General features: G+C 62.0%; 14 protein-coding genes. 7 read left to right on the top strand and 7 right to left on the bottom strand.

Features of this window, described 5'->3' with window-relative positions:
* Positions 1-100 precede the first annotated feature (100 nt).
* The 4 genes from MUN80_RS19000 (at position 101) to MUN80_RS18985 (ending at position 7,055) form a co-directional block, all read left to right on the top strand.
* On the top strand, positions 101-1,972 hold the full coding sequence (locus MUN80_RS19000; protein ID WP_244715263.1) for a beta-N-acetylhexosaminidase: 1,872 nt from the start codon (positions 101-103) through the stop codon (positions 1,970-1,972).
* Positions 1,973-2,269: 297 nt separating this feature from the next.
* The gene (locus MUN80_RS18995) at positions 2,270-4,495 is read left to right on the top strand and encodes a glycosyl hydrolase family 18 protein (protein ID WP_244715261.1); all 2,226 of its coding nucleotides are present in this window, start codon (positions 2,270-2,272) and stop codon (positions 4,493-4,495) included.
* Positions 4,462-4,854 carry a T9SS type A sorting domain-containing protein gene (locus MUN80_RS18990; RefSeq protein ID WP_244715259.1) on the top strand — a complete coding sequence of 131 codons (393 nt, stop codon included), beginning with the start codon at positions 4,462-4,464 and terminating at the stop codon, positions 4,852-4,854. Before MUN80_RS18995 ends, MUN80_RS18990 begins: the two co-directional genes overlap by 34 nt.
* A gap of 68 nt (positions 4,855-4,922) precedes the next feature.
* A complete protein-coding gene (locus MUN80_RS18985) occupies positions 4,923-7,055 on the top strand; it encodes an Ig-like domain-containing protein (protein ID WP_244715257.1) in 2,133 nt (710 codons plus the stop codon).
* A gap of 116 nt (positions 7,056-7,171) precedes the next feature.
* On the opposite strand, the gene MUN80_RS18980 is transcribed toward MUN80_RS18985, so the two are convergent.
* Complete coding sequence (locus MUN80_RS18980; RefSeq protein ID WP_244715255.1) at positions 7,172-9,154, bottom strand: AAA domain-containing protein; 1,983 nt, start codon at positions 9,152-9,154, stop codon at positions 7,172-7,174.
* Between the two features lie 261 nt (positions 9,155-9,415).
* On the opposite strand from MUN80_RS18980, the gene MUN80_RS18975 reads away from it, so the two are divergent.
* A complete protein-coding gene (locus tag MUN80_RS18975) occupies positions 9,416-10,519 on the top strand; it encodes a DUF5700 domain-containing putative Zn-dependent protease (RefSeq protein WP_244715253.1) in 1,104 nt (367 codons plus the stop codon).
* 79 nt (positions 10,520-10,598) lie between these two features.
* On the opposite strand, the gene MUN80_RS18970 is transcribed toward MUN80_RS18975, so the two are convergent.
* Both MUN80_RS18970 and MUN80_RS18965 read right to left on the bottom strand, forming a co-directional pair.
* Complete coding sequence (locus tag MUN80_RS18970; RefSeq protein ID WP_244715251.1) at positions 10,599-11,201, bottom strand: hypothetical protein; 603 nt, start codon at positions 11,199-11,201, stop codon at positions 10,599-10,601.
* Positions 11,202-11,290: 89 nt separating this feature from the next.
* Positions 11,291-11,935: a hypothetical protein gene (locus MUN80_RS18965; protein WP_244715249.1), complete on the bottom strand. Its 645-nt coding sequence runs from the start codon at positions 11,933-11,935 to the stop codon at positions 11,291-11,293.
* Positions 11,936-12,055: 120 nt separating this feature from the next.
* Here MUN80_RS18965 and MUN80_RS18960 point away from each other — a divergent pair, with 120 nt between their 5' ends.
* Complete coding sequence (locus tag MUN80_RS18960) at positions 12,056-12,250, top strand: hypothetical protein (RefSeq protein ID WP_244715247.1); 195 nt, start codon at positions 12,056-12,058, stop codon at positions 12,248-12,250.
* Between the two features lie 88 nt (positions 12,251-12,338).
* On the opposite strand, the gene MUN80_RS18955 is transcribed toward MUN80_RS18960, so the two are convergent.
* Positions 12,339-12,710, bottom strand: a complete 372-nt coding sequence (locus MUN80_RS18955; protein ID WP_244715245.1) for an Imm51 family immunity protein — start codon at positions 12,708-12,710, stop codon at positions 12,339-12,341.
* A 142-nt stretch (positions 12,711-12,852) separates the two neighbouring features.
* Here MUN80_RS18955 and MUN80_RS18950 point away from each other — a divergent pair, with 142 nt between their 5' ends.
* Positions 12,853-13,788 carry an alpha/beta fold hydrolase gene (locus MUN80_RS18950; RefSeq protein WP_244715243.1) on the top strand — a complete coding sequence of 312 codons (936 nt, stop codon included), beginning with the start codon at positions 12,853-12,855 and terminating at the stop codon, positions 13,786-13,788.
* Here the strand turns inward: MUN80_RS18950 and MUN80_RS18945 are convergent.
* The 3 genes from MUN80_RS18945 to MUN80_RS18935 form a co-directional block, all read right to left on the bottom strand.
* Positions 13,785-14,213 carry a DUF1810 domain-containing protein gene (locus MUN80_RS18945; RefSeq protein ID WP_244715241.1) on the bottom strand — a complete coding sequence of 143 codons (429 nt, stop codon included), beginning with the start codon at positions 14,211-14,213 and terminating at the stop codon, positions 13,785-13,787. The two genes, MUN80_RS18950 and MUN80_RS18945, sit on opposite strands and share 4 nt — an antisense overlap.
* Positions 14,214-14,279: 66 nt before the next feature.
* Positions 14,280-14,783, bottom strand: a complete 504-nt coding sequence (locus MUN80_RS18940; RefSeq protein ID WP_244715239.1) for a PPC domain-containing DNA-binding protein — start codon at positions 14,781-14,783, stop codon at positions 14,280-14,282.
* A 151-nt stretch (positions 14,784-14,934) separates the two neighbouring features.
* Complete coding sequence (locus tag MUN80_RS18935) at positions 14,935-15,798, bottom strand: aldo/keto reductase (RefSeq protein ID WP_244715237.1); 864 nt, start codon at positions 15,796-15,798, stop codon at positions 14,935-14,937.
* Positions 15,799-15,828 lie beyond the last annotated feature (30 nt).

The raw sequence follows: 15,828 nt of genomic DNA, 5'->3' as shown, positions 1-15,828 counted from the left end.
TTAATGACAGAGAATATCTTACCCAGCTGTTTTTCGAGTGCTTACTTTGGCGCCGCTAGTATTTCGCCAGCCTTTTCTTTTTCCGACCAACCCACCGTTTATGCCCTTGTCTTTCTCTTTTGCTACCCGACTGGGTGGAATTCTGGCGGTAAGCCTGCTGGCCGGCCGGCCGGCCCAAGCCCAGTTGACCGAAATGCCGGTGCAACGTTTGGGCTTGGTGCCGATGCCGCGCGAGGTGAAAGCTTATACTGCTACGTATGCCCTGCCCCAGAAAGTGAGCATCTACGCCACGGGCAAAGACGGAGGAAACGTGGCCAGTCTGCTGAAGGAGATGCTGACCAGTCTGGGCAAAACTGTCACTATGACCTCGACCCGGGCGGGAGCGCACATTGCTTTGCTCACGGCCGCCACGCCTAATCCCGAAGGCTACCAACTCACAGTTGATCAGCAGGGAATCCGGATTACGGCGGCCAGTGGACCGGGCCTGTTCTACGGTGCCCAGACCTTGGTGCAACTGCTGCCAGCCCGGTCGGCGGCTACGGCCGCGGTGCCTTACGTGCGCATCAGTGACCAGCCGGCCTTCCGCTGGCGCGGGTCCATGCTCGACGTGAGCCGCCACTTCTTCTCGGTGGACTTCGTCAAGCGCTACATCGACTTGCTGGCGGCCTACAAGCTCAACACCTTTCATTGGCACCTGACCGACGACCAGGGCTGGCGCATCGAAATCAAGAAGTATCCCAAGCTCACCCAGGTCAGCGCCTTCCGCAAGGAAACCCTGATTGGGGCCCAGCAGCTGTTTAAAACGCCCGCCGAGTTTAAGTACGACGCTACGCCCTACGGCGGCTTCTACACCCAGGACCAGATTCGCGACGTGGTGGCCTACGCCCAGAAGCGCTACGTGACCATCGTGCCCGAAATCGAGATGCCGGGTCACTCGGTAGCCATTCTGGCCGCGTATCCGGAGCTGGCCTGCAAGCCCGGTACCTACGAAACCTGGACCATGTGGGGCGTGAATGAGGACATCGTGTGCCCCACCGAGCCTACGTTCCGCTTTTTTGAGGACGTGCTGAGTGAAGTAACGGCCCTGTTTCCGGGTCCCTACGTGCACATCGGCGGCGACGAAGCGCCCAAAACCCGCTGGAAGGAAAGCGCCGCGGTGCAGGAAATCATGAAGAAGGAGGGCTACACCGACGTGGAGAAAGTCCAGGGCTGGTTTAACCGCCGCATCGAGAAGTTCCTCGAAAGCAAGGGCAAGAAGCTCATCGGCTGGGACGAAATCCTGGAGGGCGGCATTGCGCCCAGTGCCACGGTGATGAGCTGGCGGGGCGAGAAAGGGGGCATTGAGGCCGCCAAAATGGGCCACGACGTGGTCATGTCGCCTACTACCCATTTGTACATTAACTACGGGCAGAGCAAGAAGCCCCACAGCCCCTACGAGCCCCTGATGATTGGGGGCTACATTCCGCTCGACGTCATCTACAACTACAACCCGCTGCCCGCCGAGCTGACTGCGGAGCAGCAAAAGCACGTGCTCGGGCCCCAGGCCAATATGTGGACCGAGTATATCACCACCCCGGCCGCGGCCGAGTACATGCTGTTTCCGCGGTTGCTGGCCGTGTCGGAAGTAGCCTGGCGGCCGGCAGCCGGCAAAAGCTACACTGAGTTTCTGCCCCGCATGGGCCAGCAGTTTGCCCGCCTCGACGCCAAGAAAGTGTACTACCGGGTGCCCGAGCCGCTGGGCCTTGACAGCGCCAGCGTAGTCCGCCAGAACGGCAAGGCCGTGTTTACGCTTCGTTCCCTGGTGCCCGGCGCCCAGATTCACTACACCCTCGACGGCCACCTGCCCGACGAAACCACGGAACTCTACACCAAGCCCCTGGCCGTGCCCCTGAACAAGGGCCTGACCGTGCGGGCCGTCACCATTACTCCTGGTGGTCGGAAGAGTCCGCCGGCCGAGCTGTTGGTCAACTAATACTTCCGCTTTTCCCGTCCTTCTTGTTTCCGCAAGAGCACACCACGGCGGTTGCGCCGTTCTTGCCCATACTCTGAGTTCCCGGGGCCCCTGGCCCCGCGGCCTGCGTCTGCCTAAGCAACTCATTTGGTAGCCATTCTGGTCCCGCCGCGGCGGGGTCCCAGCCGGTTGTTGCCCCTCGCACAACCGGCACTACCTGCCCCGCACTCTTGCGGGGCCGCAAGAACCTAGCGCAACTTCCGCGGCATTCATTGCTGCTGGATTTTTTGGATTCCCCATCTAACCCCATTCACAGCTATGAAAACTCTTACGATGCTTCGGCCAGCCGAAGCCCGGCCCCGCCTTGCCCAAAAGGCCGCCCCGGCTAAGCGCCTGCTTGGCCTGCTCGCCCTGCTGCTTTGTCTGCTGCCCGGCACCTTGCAGGCCCAGGTCAGCCCCACGGTGCCCAAGAAGCGCACCGACCACAACAAGCAGATTATTGGCTACCTGACCCAATGGGGGCCCTGGAAAGACATTCCGGGCCTGATTCCCAAGGGCAGCCTCAACCAGCTGAACGTGGACTATTCGCAGTACACGATTCTGAACTTCTCCTTTTTCGGGGTGGCCGTCGACGGCTCCATTCACAGCGGCGACTACCGCAACCCCAACATTGCCCAGCCCGGCTCGGTGCAACAGCCGGCCCCGCTCGTCAATTCTGACACGTACAGCAGCTGGGATTTGTACCTGCTGCAGGGCGAGCTGGAGCTGGTACAGTACATTTCCGACGGCAGCTACGCCTACTCCCTGGGCTACCGCAACGCCGCCGGCGGTTGGTCGAACGTGAATACCGGGGCCACGGGCACGTTTCCGCTGGCTATTCGTAAGCAGAACGGCCGGCTCGGCCTCATCGACCTGGCCCACCAGCAGGGTGTGAAGGTTATGGCCTCCATCGGGGGCTGGAGCATGAGCAAGCACTTCGGCGACATGGCCGCCGACCCCACCAAGCGGGCCCGCTTCGTGAGTGACTGCCAGAAGCTCATTGCCTTGGGCTTCGACGGCATCGACCTGGACTGGGAATACCCTGGGCAAGAGGGCATGAACTTCGTCGGCCAGGCCCAGGACTACGCCAACTTTGCCGTGCTAGTGGAAGCCATCCGGGCGGCCGTGGGGCCTAATAAGCTGATTACGGCTGCTTTCACGGCCGTGCCGTCCCGCTTCAGTCAGTTTGACTGGGCTCGGCTGAGCCGGTCGATGGACTACTTCAACTTTATGACCTACGATTACAACGGGGGCTGGTCGACCAAGGCCGGGCACAACTCCCCGCTGTTTGACTACCCCGGCGCCGAGGCCGCCAATTTCTCCCTCGATGCCACTACCAAGGGCATCAAGGCGGCCGGCATTCCGCTGAACAAGGTAAATCTGGGCGTGGCTTTCTACGGCCGGGGCGTGGTAACCAATGGCCCGGCGGCCCTGAACGCACCCACCGTGAAGCGGCCCGAAACCGTGACTCCCGACGGCCAGGTCTCGACCAGCGCCGACTTTACCAACTGGCCCAAGGACGTGTGGGACGGCACGCCCAACTACCAGGCCATTGTGGCCCAGACGGCCAGCTGGGCCGAGTTCTGGGACGACAACGCCAAGGTACCCTACAAAACCAACGGCAATTACTTCCTCAGCTACGACAACGAACGCTCGGTGGGCCTGAAGGCGCAGTACGTGAAGGACCAGCAACTGGCCGGCGTCATCGTCTGGTCGGCCAGCGGCGACTGGCTGGATCTGGCGAGTAATACCACTACTTACGGCGGCAAGCTGGTGTTCAGCCCCAACACCAAGGCCCCGCTGGTCAACAAGCTCAACGAAGTATTCGCCTCGGGCACGGCAGCCAACACGCCGCCGACGGTGAGTCTGACGGGTCCGGCCAATAATGCCACGTTTGCCGCGCCGGCTGCTATCACGCTGACGGCCAACGCGGCCGACGCCAACGGCACGGTGAGCAAAGTCGAGTTCTTCCAAGGCACGAGCAAGCTGGGAGAGGACCTAACCGCTCCCTACAGCTTCAGCTGGACGGGCGTAGCAGCGGGCACGTATTCTATTACGGCCCGGGCCACCGACAACGCCGGCGCCGCCACGACGTCGGCTGCCGTGAGTGTCACGGTAACTGGGACCACCACGAATACGCCGCCCACCGTTAGCCTGACCGCTCCAACGGGTGGTTCGTCGTACACGGCCCCGGCCAGCATTACGCTGTCGGCCAATGCAGCCGATGCTAATGGCACGGTGAGCAAAGTGGAGTTCTTCCAGGGCAGCACGAAACTAGGCGAAGACCTAACTGCTCCCTACAGCTACAGCTGGACCGGGGTGGCTGCGGGCACCTACTCGATTACGGCCCGGGCTACCGACAATGCCGGGGCTACCACCACTTCGGCAGCGGTGAGCGTGACGGTGACGGGCGGCTCGACGGGGGCTGCACGGTGGCGGCGTGGTCGGCGACAGCCGTGTATACGAAGGACATGCAGGCCAGTCGCAACGGCAACGTGTACGTAGCCAAGTGGTGGACCCAGAACGAGGACCCAATTACGGCCAGCTGCCAGTACTGCCCCTGGCAGCTGGTGGGGCCCTGCGCCTCTGCCCGCGCCGCCGCTCCCGCTAGCGTAACCTCCGACGCGCTGACGGTCTTCCCCAATCCGGTACTGACCGGCAATCGGCTTAGCGTGGACCTGGGCCAGCGCTACGAGCAAGTAGAGCTGGAGCTGGTTGGCATCAGTGGGGGCAAACCCTACAAAGTGGTGGCCAAAAACACGCGTACCGTCGAGCTGACGCTGCCTGCGCTGCCCAAGGGTGTAGTGGTACTGCAGGTACGGGCCGACGGCCACACCTTTACTAAGCGCCTGCTGAATCAATAGGTATTTCTCCGGGGAAGCTCCGCACGGGCTTCCCCTTTTTCTTTCCCAACCAACTCTTTCTCACCACTATGAAAACACGCAAACTATTACCGCCGCACCAGTCTGCCCGCCCTGGGCGTAAACAGCCCTTGCTGCGGCTGCTGGCCCTCTTCTTCGCACTGCTGACCTGTGGCTTCGATGCCGCGGCCCAGAGCCGGGTAATCGTGGGGTACTTTCACAACTGGAACAACGCCAGCGCGCCCTACATCCGCCTGCGCGACGTGGATTCGCGCTACAACGTCATTGATATTGCCTTTGCCACGCCCGTGGCCTACGGCGACATGACCATGACCTTCACCCCGACCCAGCAGTCCAAAGCGGAGTTCATTGCCGACATCCGCACCTTGCAAAGCCAGGGCCGTAAGGTGCTGATTTCGATAGGCGGGGCCGACGCGCCCGTGGAGCTCAATACTACCGCCGACAAGGACAAGTTCGTCACGTCGATGAAGGCTATTATCACCGAGTACGGCTTCGATGGGTTCGATATTGACCTGGAAGGCACCTCGGTGATTCTCAACTCCGGCGACACCAACTTCAAAAGCTCCACCACGCCCAAAATCAACAACCTGGTGACGGCGGCCCGGGAGCTGACCACGTATTACCGCGGGCAGGGCAAGGATTTCTGGCTGACCTCGGCCCCGGAAGTGCAGTACGTACAGGGTGGCTACGGCAACTACGGCACGGCCTTCGGCGGCTATCTGCCCGTGCTCTATGGCCTGCGCGACCTGCTCACCTTCGTGCACGTGCAGTACTACAATACCGGCTCCCAGAACGCGCTGGACGACAAGATCTACTCGCAGGGCACGGCCGACTTTATCGTAGCCATGACTGACATGCTGCTTAAAGGCTTCCCGGTAGCCCGCAACGCGGCCAATTTCTTTCCTGCCCTACGCCAGGATCAGGTGGCTTTCGGGCTGCCCGCCACCGGCAACGGCGCCGCTCCCGCCGGCGGCTACGTCACTCCGGCCGACGTGACCAAGGCCCTGAACTACCTGGTCAAGGGCATATCCTACGGCGGCCAATATGTGCTCAACACGACCTATCCCAACCTGCGGGGCATCATGACCTGGTCAATTAACTGGGACAAAACCCAGAACTATCCCTTCGTGACCAATGCCTACAATTTCTTCAGCACTTTGGGCACCCCGAACACGCCGCCGACGGTGAGCCTGACGGGGCCGGCCAACAACGCCACATTCGCCGCCCCGGCTACTATCACGCTGACAGCCAACGCGGCCGACGCCAACGGGACAGTGAGCAAGGTCGAGTTCTTCCAAGGGGCCACCAAACTAGGCGAGGACCTGACAGCTCCTTATAGCTTCAGCTGGAGCAGCGTTTCGGCCGGCACCTATTCGCTGACGGCGCGGGCCACCGACAACGCCGGCGCGGCCACGACTTCGGCAGCGGTGAGTGTGACCGTCACCGGCGGTACCACCAACACGCCGCCCACGGTCAGCCTCACAGCTCCAGCCAGCGGGGCAGCGTACCCGGCTCCGGCCAGCATTACCATCACGGCCAACGCAGCGGATGCTAACGGGACGGTCAGCAAAGTGGAGTTTTTCCAGGGTACGACCAAGCTCGGAGAGGACCTATCGGCTCCCTACAGCTTCAGCTGGAGCAGCGTAGCGGCCGGTACCTATTCGCTGACGGCCCGAGCCACCGATAATTCTGGCGCTGTGACGACCTCGGCAGCGGTGAGCGTGACGGTGACGGGCGGCTCGACGGGGGGCTGCACGGTGGCAGCTTGGTCGGCGACAGCCGTGTATACGAAGGACATGCAGGCCAGTCGCAACGGCAACGTGTACGTAGCCAAGTGGTGGACCCAGAACGAGGACCCAATTACGGCCAGCTGCCAGTACTGCCCCTGGCAGCTGGTCGGGCCCTGCGCCTCTGCCCGCGCCACCGCTCCCGCCGATATAGCCGCTGAATTGCTGGTGTATCCGAACCCAGTCCAGGGTTCGGCGCTGACGGTGGAGCTGGGGCGTAGCTACGAGCAAGTAACAGTGGTTGTCGTCAACGACCGGGGCCATGAGGCCAGCCGGGCCACGTACCAGAACGTTGCCAGCCTACAGCTGCCGGTGACAAAGCTGCCCAAGGGCCTGCTGGTGCTTCGGATAACGGCCGATGGCAAGACGCTGACCAAGCGGATTATGAATCAGTAAGGCTTTCAGCCATCTACAAAAAAGGGGCATCCGGCATGGATGCCCCTTTTTGTTGGGTATTAGGGAAGGAGGAAGCAAAACAACCTCTTGACTCCTCGCAATGACACGAGGCTTAATTACTGTAATTCCCAAGCAGTGCGGTAAGCGCCGATGCTTTCTACGTAGTCCAGAAAGGCTTTGTAAAAGGGGTGAGAACCGAGCGTTGAGGAGTCGCCGACGATGAGCAGCTTGCGGCGGGCCCGGGTCATGCCCACGTTCATGCGGCGAATGTCGGAGAGGAAGCCGATTTCACTCTGGGCGTTGCTGCGCGTCAGGCTGATGGCAATAATGTCGCGCTCCTGGCCCTGGAACGAGTCGACGGTGCCGATGCTGAGCATGCGGTGCTCCATCAGGCCGACGAGCTCGTCGTTGTCTTCCACCGCATCCTTGAGGTAGTTGATCTGGGCGCGGTAGGGCGCAATGACGCCGATAGTGAGCAGGTCGTTTTCGTGGTCGGCCGCGTCGTAGACCTCCAACAGCTGCGAGAGGCGCTTGAGCAGCAGGTCGGCTTCCTCGGGGTTGGCAATGGAGCGGCTTTCCTCGATGCCCAGCTCCTGAAAGCCGAAGCCGGCCGTGTCCAGAAACTCCACGGGCAGGTCGGGAGCAAAGCGCAGGTCGTAGTCGGGCAGGTCGGCGTGGGCCACGCTGGGCGCGGCTTTCAGGCGGCCTTCGTAGAACTGCTCGGAGCTGAACTCCATGATCTGCTCGTGCATGCGGTACTGCACTTCCAGCATCCGGGCCGAGTCGGGCTGGCGCTTGATGCACTTCTCAAACAGGGTTTCGCGCAACCCATCCCGGGCCGCCTGCTCGCTTTTCACCGTGGGCGGCAGCTGCTGATGGTCGCCGGCCAGCACCACGCGGTTGCCCTTGGTTATCGGAATCCAGCAGCCGGGCTCCAGGGCCTGGGCCGCCTCGTCGATAAACACGGTCTCGTAGGTCAGGTGGCGAATGGCGCGGTTGCTGGCGCCCACCAGGGTACAGGTAATCACCTGCACTTTTTCCAGCAAGTCCTCGGTGATGTAGCGCTCTAGGTTGTCGGAGTCCTGCAGCATCTGGTGGGCCATTTCCTTGAGCAAGCGGCGCTGCTCGCGCTCCTCCCAGCCGAAGTGGCGCTTAAACTTGCCGGCCTGCTCGCGGTACTGCTCGGCCGTCTGGCGCATGGCTTTCAGCTCCCCATAGCTCTTGTGCTCCATAATCTGGGCGTCGAGCGTATGGTGCAAGAGCAGGTCCGACACGCGCGAGGGGTTGCCCATGCGAATCACGTTAACGCCCCGCTCGGCCAGCTTTTCGGTCAGCAAATCCACGGCCGTATTCGAGGGCGCGCACACCAGCACCCGCCGCTCGCGCCGGATGGTTTCCAGGATGGCCTGCACCAGGGTGGTGGTTTTGCCCGTGCCGGGCGGACCGTGAATAATGGCCACATCCTTGGCCGCCAGCACGTGGCGCACGGCCGCCAGCTGCGACTCATTCAGCGGCGAAGGGTAGTACAACGTGGCTTCCGATTCGTCGCGGTAGCGGGCGGGGCGGGCACCCAGCAGCACGTCGCGCAGCTCGGCCAGGCGGCTTTCGTAGGCGCCCATCACCTTGCCCAGGGCGTGCTCCATCTCCCGGTAGCTCACCTCGTCGAAGGTCAGATCCACGCCCAGCTTGCCGTCGTCGACCCAGTCGGGCAGGTCTTCCTTGTTGGTAGCCAGCAGGATTTTATTGCGCTTGACGCTGGTAATCACGCCCGAGAGGGTGGGGCGGTCGGTGGCGGCGCGGCCGGGAATGTTGCCGAACAGGGCCGCGTTTTTGCCCACCTGAAACAGGTGCAAACCGCCCTGGCCCGCCGGCCGCTCGATTTCGAGCACCAGCTTGCCGCCGAAGCCGATTTCTTCCTGGGTGATTTTAACCGGGTACCAAGTCAGGCCGCGCTTCTGACGCTCGGCAATGGTGGCCTGGGCACTCTTGATTTTAAACTGTTCAAGGTCCTCTTTCTGCTCGAGCTTCATGAGGGCCTGCACCTTACGCAGCTCTTTCTCGATGGCGTAAGGGTCGGTATACGTGGGTTGTTCAGACAAAAGGGTAGTCGTTATGAAGTCCGCTATAACAACGGAAACGGCAAAATGGTGGCCGAAGGTCGGGGAGTTTTTTGAATCCGAGCAGTTGCCGGCTTGCCAAGCTCAGCCTGCGCCCCAGTAAGGATACGGAGCTAAGCACGGCAGGGCCTTGTCTGCAGGCGGCAAACTGATACCTTCGCTTTGCTGCCTGTCTCCCGACAGATGATTTATTGGGTACCATCCTTCTTTTACCTCTTTATCCTTCTTTTACCTCTTTCTTTTATGCGTGTAGCTTACCACTACCTCTTACTTCTGCTGGTCTCTGCGCTAAACCTAGCGCCCGTCTCGGCCCAAACCATCAACGTCGACGCGGTGAACCGCTACTGGGAAATCACCAACGAGCTGCGGCAGGACCAGCCCCTGACCGACCAGGCCTGGCAGGACTTTCTGGAACTGCCCGGCAACAAAGTCTACGTGAAGAACGTCTTCTCGGCCCGCGACCTGGCTGCCTACCGCCGCGCTATCGAAGTGGTGTACATGCCCCGCCACGACTCGCTGCGGCAGGCCAAGATTCGGGCAAAGTCCTGGTACTACGTGCTAGTAAACGACTACAAGCAGCGCGAGCAGGAATACAAAGCCTTCATCAGCCAGGTGGCGGCCAGCCCGGCCGCTGTGGACCTGATGTACACCAACGCCTACGCCTACCTGCCCAAGCGCTACCAGACCCGGGTTGCCGATTTGAAAATCTATTATGTGGCCATGGGCAATGACGCCACTTCGCAGCACGAAGGCATTTTCTACAGCCTGCGGTCGGCCGTGGATGCTCACGCCATCAAGCCCGGCATCCTGGAAGGCCACGAAATGCACCACCAGCTCAATCAGGGTAGCGACCTAGGCACCATTGCTGCTGCCGATGAAGGTCTGCTGGGCATTCTGCTCCGCGTGCAAGGGGAGGGTATTCCCGATCTGATTGACAAAAAGTGGGAAGTTGCGCTTCCGGGCGACCCCCAGGGAATCCGAGCCTGGGGCCTGGACCCGGCCCCCACCTTTTTGCAACGCATGGACTCGGTGCTGCAATCCCAGGCCCGGGGCGGGGCCGGAGCCAGCCTGAAGTTTTACCGCCAGCTCTCCTGGGGGTCCAACGGCCATGTGCCGGGCTTCTACATGGCTTCCGTTATCGAGCGAAATGGCTACACCAAGCAAATGTTGGCCACCATCGACGACCGGTTTGCCTTTGTGCAGCTGTATCAGAAAGCGGCCAAAAAGGACAAAGCCAAGCCCTACGTCTTTTCGGCGGCGGCCATGCGCTACCTGAAGCAGCTGGCCCGCACCTACAGCCACCCCCGGCCAGCCCCCGCCGCCGAGGCCGTGGGCGCGGCCCAGTAGCCGGCGGCCCATTGTCGGCAAGTCGTGCGGGAAGCCCGACGCCGGCCCGCACTACCGCAGCAAGAGGTTCTGTCTTTGCTCAATTATTGTTGAGCACCCTGGTATAGTACCGCTTCACTTTGCCATCGGGGCTGAAAAGCAGCAAGTAGCGCAGGGTCTTATTCAGCGGCGACACAATATCCCGCACCCGGGCACCGCCTTCCTCGTTGAGGCTGACCTCGGCCAGCAGCGTATTCTGGCTCAGGCGGGAAAACAGGATAACCGTACAGCCTTTTTGGGTACCAGAAGTGGCCGTCAGCTTGGCCGCCAGGGGGGAGTAAAACGGCTTATGGTCGGCCCGCTCATCCATGCGAAAAAGCGAGTCGAGCAACTGCACCTGGGGGTGGTCTTTGGGAAAATTCAGCTCGGTACGCAGAGCCTCGCTAAAGGTCACATAGTCCTGAAACACGAGGCTGTCGAAGACGGCCACGCAGGGCTGGCGGTATTCCTCAAACTCCGGGCTGCGCAGAATGTGCTGGTAGGCGGCCTGGTACACCAGGGCCGGGGCCACTGCCGCTTTGGCTGCCGGCACGGTCTTCTGAATCCGGGCTCGCCCCCGGGTCCGTTTCCGGGTCTGGGCCGCACTCTGAAATGGCAGGGCCAGCAGCAGGCTAGCCCCAAGTATCCACGCAAAAACTTTCATTGTCTTTCGGCAAGCAAGCGGTTGTCCTGAGTCGTGCTCCCCGCAGCCAATATAGAGGCTTTCCCCTAAAGCGCCGGAGAAAGCCGTTTTCACCCTGCCGAAGTGGTTTCCGCAGTCAGCAGCTTCTCCAGCTCTTCGGCCTCCTCCCGTAGCAGCCGCTCGCGCAGCACCAGGTGGGCCCGGGCCAGGGGGCCGGGGCGGGGCACAGCGGCCGTGGCAGCTTCAAGGCGCTCAAGCCACTTTTCGGCCTCGGCCGGCACGAAGCCGGGGTCGAAGACGGAACCAGGCGTAGCCAGGGCTTGGCGCAGCACAGCCAACCCCTGGCGGCGGCGCAGCAGCGCGGCATCCTGCAAGGCGATGTTTTCGAGCTGGTAGCGCAGGTTATAGGCCAGGTGCTCACAGCGCCTCTGTCGTCGGCGTAGCTCCGAGGCTTCGTCAGCCACCTGATAGGCGGGTGGGGGCGGTGGAGGCAAGGGGGGCGGCAGTGGCAAGGCCTCCGACCGAGGCTGCCCATCAGGGCCGAGCAGGCGGGTTGTCATCCACATATCCGCGAGCTGACTTAGGCGACGCTCCACGGCGGGCGAAAACTGGCGGCGGCCGGCTTCTACTGCTTCTACGTGGCGGGCAGTGACCTCGAGCCAGCTAGCCAAATCGGCTTGGGTGAGGGCAAACCACTCGCGCACGGTAGCAGCACGGCTGGAAGAAAAGGATGTTGGTGGCGTAATACGACCCATAACACAATGGAGTACCCTTTAAAAAATAAAGTAGAAGATACTACAGCTGAGGCGTACCTTCTACTTTATTTTTTAAAGGGTACTACTGCCCCCGCTCCCCTGGATTTGCCGCAGTCCACCTTGGCGCAAGGCCTTCCCATCAAGCAGATCAAGTTCGTAGCGTCCATCCGGATTGCCGGCCCCAATGACGACCGGCTGAGTAATGGGGTCGACACCCTTTATGATCAGCGCCCTGCCTACCAAGGTCTTTTCCTGACTAACTACCCCAAGCTGCTTTTGGCTGAGCTCTGCTCTTGTTTCCTCACTGGGGGCTAACCGGGCACAGGAGGCAAGCACGAAAAGCAGCGTAGCCTGGTAGAGGAAGGGGGAATTTCTAACAGAAGAATAGTGCCACGCCCTTCTTTTACGCGAAAAAGTCGCTTGAATCGGTTTGGCTCAGGTACTTATTCAGGCTGCCCAAATCGGCGAAGATGGGCTGGATCAGGCGCACGAACTCGCGCACGGCCGCTTCCGAGTCGGCGTAGAGCAGCAGGTTGGCCTCCGTGGAGAAGCCTTCGATGTGCTCCAGCAGGTCGGGCGCTTCCTCTTCCAGAATGGTCAGGATGTGCTCTTCCCAGCTGGTGCCCCCGCCGCCGTAGCCGTGCTTCTCGAACAGGTAGAAGTGGCCTTCCAGGGCCGGGTCGGCCTCTACGTTAGCGGTGATACCGAACTGGAAATCCTCCACGCGCATGTCGGCGGGCAGGGCGAAAATCTTGAAGGGAAAGGTGGTTTGCATGGGGCGCGGCCGGGGTAAGCAGCAAAGCTACGCCCAATAGTTGGGGAAGGCCGGCTAACTCTGCCGAAGCGGGGGCGTATGCGCTTATGCGCTCCTTCTCCACCGCCCGCCGCCTCCGCCGGGCGTTTTTCCGCGCCCAGCTATGGCACTGCACTACATCCGGCAAGGTTCCGGCCCAGCTCTTCTTTTGGTTCACGGTATCGGCGGGAGCTGGCGCTCCTGGAACCCCATCCTGCACGCGCTGGCCGCCGAACACGACGTTGTGGCCGTCGACTTGCCCGGCCACGGGGCCTCGCCGCCTTTAGCTGGTCCGCACACTATTGCCACCCTGGCCGATGCGCTGACTGACTTCCTGACCGAGCACAACCTGCTGGGTATCGACGCCGTCGGTAGCTCGATGGGGGCCCGGCTGGTGCTGGAGCTGGCCCGGCGCGGGGGCGTACTCGGGGCCGTCGTGTCCCTGGACCCGGGCGGGTTCTGGGCCGGGTGGGAGGTGCCGTTTTTCTACCATTCGGTGGCCGTTTCGCAACAGCTGGTGACGGCCCTGCAGCCCATTATGCCCGCCCTGATGGACTCGGCCCTGGGCCGCACGGCCCTGCTGCCCCAGTTTTCGGCCCGGCCCTGGGCCCTGGCCGCCGAGCACGCCCAGAACGAAATGTACTCAATGGCCCACACGCCGGTTTTCGACGAACTGCTCGATGCCCTGGCCCACGGCCAGGTGCAACCGCCAGCCCCGGCCGGCAGTATTACCGCCCCGCTCGTTATCGGCTGGGGCCGGCAAGACCGGGTGTGCTTGCCCGAGCAGGCCGAGCGAGCGTTGGCCAAATTTCCCGATGCCCGCCTGTACTGGTTTGCAAACTGCGGCCACTTCCCGCAGTGGGACCAGCCCGCCGAAGCCGCCCGCCTGATTCTGGCCACCCTGCGTCGCCAACTGTTCCGCGACGAGGATATTGCCCAGCATGCCCGGCAGCCGGCCCCAACGCAGGCCAAACCCGTGGCGGCAATAGCGGCGGCCTTGGCCGTGGCAGCAGTGGGAAGCTGGCTGCTGTGGCGGCGCCGCGCGGTGGCCGGCCGCTAAGCCGGGCCCAGCAACTGCAGGGTTTTGGAATCCGGGGTACCGCCGAAAAACGTAGCCAGTACCTGCTGAAAAACCGGGTCGGCATGGTCGAGGGCGGCGAAGAGCGTCATGCTGGACTTGAGCTTCACGTCGTCGGGGCTGCCGAAGATGCGGGTGGCGTCGGAGCCCGGCAGCTCCAGCAAGGCCCGGCTAATTTCGACCAGGCGCGGGCCTAGCATTGGGTGCGCCAGGTAGGCCGCAGCTTCGGTCCGGTCCTGAATGGCGTAAAAGCGCGAGGTTTCGCTAAAGCCCAAGCCCTGGATTTGGGGAAAAATGTACCACATCCAGTGGCTACGCTTGCGCCCGGCCTTGATTTCGGCCAGCGCCGTGGCGTAGTCGGAGGCTTGAGCAGATACGAAGCGCTGTAAGTCGGGGCGTGACGGCATGGTGAAGGGGGCTAGTAGAATAAAAGAGCTAGCTGGTTTCTACGCAAAATGAGCTGACAGCGCTGCTTACCAGCTCATCACCGTTGCCCCGTTCCGCTCGTCGACTTCCCGGATCAGCCGCTGCGGGTGCACCGTCACGGTCACTTCGACCGAGCCGGTGCTCACTTCCAGGGCCAGGATATGGCCGCCGTAGGCCGCGAAGGCTTTGTCGGTAACTACGCCGTGCAGGTGCAGGGCCGGCTTGTTGTCTTTCCAGGCAATGCTGCCGGTAAGGCTGGCCAGCTCCGTGTCGCGGAAGGATTTGGGGTCGTAGGTTTTCGTTTGCTGGTTCCAAAACCCGAAGGTGGGATGCACGAAGCCCAGGCCGGTAAGGCTGGCCCCAGGAATTTTTTCCCGCGTGGCCAGCTGCTCCAATTCCTGCAGCACGTTGTCGCCCTGCCGCAGTACCAGCAGAAAGCCCGTCGGGGTCTTGACGTATTTCGGGGCCGGAGCGGCCGGTTGGGCACTCACTCCGTGAGCCGCCAGCGTGGCGGCCAGGGCCAGGCCGAGGCTAAGAAAAGAAGGCATCATAACAAGCAGATAAAAAAAGCGGATAGGTGCTTCCAGCCGGGTAGCGGCAAAAGAAATCCGACCCGTAGGAAGCACTACTGGAGCACTTCCTACGGGCCGGAATGGGGCTAGGGTTGGCTTACGCCGCCGGATAAGCCTGTATTGGCCGCTGTTAGCTGCCGAAGTTGTCGAGCTCGGCCATGTCCTCGGCTGAGAGCTGCACGTCGGCCGCCTTCACGTTTTCCTCCAGGTGCTTCACTTTGGAGGTGCCCGGAATGAGCAGGATGTTGGGCGAGCGGTGCAGCAGCCAGCTCAGGGCCACTTGCTGCTTGCTTACGCCGTGCTTCTCGCCAATCTGGGTGAGCTTGCTCAGGGCCTGCTCGTTGCCGCCGGCCAGTGGGTACCACGGAATAAAGGCCAGACCGTTTTGCTCGCAGAATTCCAGCTCGGCTTCCCACTTGCGGTTGTCGACGCTGTACATATTCTGCACCGACACCACTTTCACGTACTGCTGGGCCTGCTGAATCTGCTCCACGGTCACTTCCGACAAGCCAATGTGCTTGATCAGACCGTCTTCCTGGGCCTGTTGCAGGAATTCCAGGGTTTTCTCAAACGGCACGTTCGGGTCGACGCGGTGCAGCTGGTAGAGGTCAATTTTATCTAGTTTGAGGCGCTGCAGGCTGCCTTCCAGGGCCTCCTTGAGGTGCTCGGGGCTGGAGTCGATAGGCCACTGGTTGGGGCCGGTGCGTAGCAGGCCGCCCTTGGTGCCGATAATCAGGCCCGATGCGTAGGGGTGCAAGGCCTCGGCAATCAGCTCCTCCGACACGTTGGGACCGTAGCTGTCGGCCGTGTCGATGAAGTTGATGCCCAGCTCGACGGCGCGCTGCAGCACCCGGATGGATTCGGCGTGGTCCTGGGGTGGGCCCCAGATACCGTCGCCGGTGATGCGCATGGCGCCATAGCCCATGCGGTTAACGGTCAGGTCGCCACCGAGGGCGAAGGTTTTAGCGGGGGCAGAAGTGGTGTGGTCAGCCATTGAGAGGGTTGAAAGAAGTTGTTCGAAGGA

This window comes from Hymenobacter cellulosivorans (assembly GCF_022919135.1).
Taxonomy (GTDB): domain Bacteria; phylum Bacteroidota; class Bacteroidia; order Cytophagales; family Hymenobacteraceae; genus Hymenobacter; species Hymenobacter cellulosivorans.
Note: the sequence above shows the minus strand (reverse complement) of the source record. Positions and strands in the feature narration are given on the sequence as shown.

Excerpts from the sequence above, each read along its gene's own strand:
- MUN80_RS19000 (WP_244715263.1), top strand. The coding sequence starts at position 101 with ATGCCCTTGTCTTTCTCTTTTGCTACCCGACTGGGTGGAATTCTGGCG.
- MUN80_RS18985 (WP_244715257.1), top strand. The coding sequence starts at position 4,923 with ATGAAAACACGCAAACTATTACCGCCGCACCAGTCTGCCCGCCCTGGG.
- MUN80_RS18995 (WP_244715261.1), top strand. The coding sequence starts at position 2,270 with ATGAAAACTCTTACGATGCTTCGGCCAGCCGAAGCCCGGCCCCGCCTT.
- MUN80_RS18970 (WP_244715251.1), bottom strand. The coding sequence starts at position 11,201 with ATGAAAGTTTTTGCGTGGATACTTGGGGCTAGCCTGCTGCTGGCCCTG.
- MUN80_RS18940 (WP_244715239.1), bottom strand. The coding sequence starts at position 14,783 with ATGATGCCTTCTTTTCTTAGCCTCGGCCTGGCCCTGGCCGCCACGCTG.
- MUN80_RS18975 (WP_244715253.1), top strand. The coding sequence starts at position 9,416 with ATGCGTGTAGCTTACCACTACCTCTTACTTCTGCTGGTCTCTGCGCTA.
- MUN80_RS18935 (WP_244715237.1), bottom strand. The coding sequence starts at position 15,798 with ATGGCTGACCACACCACTTCTGCCCCCGCTAAAACCTTCGCCCTCGGT.
- MUN80_RS18950 (WP_244715243.1), top strand. The coding sequence starts at position 12,853 with ATGGCACTGCACTACATCCGGCAAGGTTCCGGCCCAGCTCTTCTTTTG.
- MUN80_RS18945 (WP_244715241.1), bottom strand. The coding sequence starts at position 14,213 with ATGCCGTCACGCCCCGACTTACAGCGCTTCGTATCTGCTCAAGCCTCC.
- MUN80_RS18955 (WP_244715245.1), bottom strand. The coding sequence starts at position 12,710 with ATGCAAACCACCTTTCCCTTCAAGATTTTCGCCCTGCCCGCCGACATG.
- MUN80_RS18990 (WP_244715259.1), top strand. The coding sequence starts at position 4,462 with ATGCAGGCCAGTCGCAACGGCAACGTGTACGTAGCCAAGTGGTGGACC.
- MUN80_RS18965 (WP_244715249.1), bottom strand. The coding sequence starts at position 11,935 with ATGGGTCGTATTACGCCACCAACATCCTTTTCTTCCAGCCGTGCTGCT.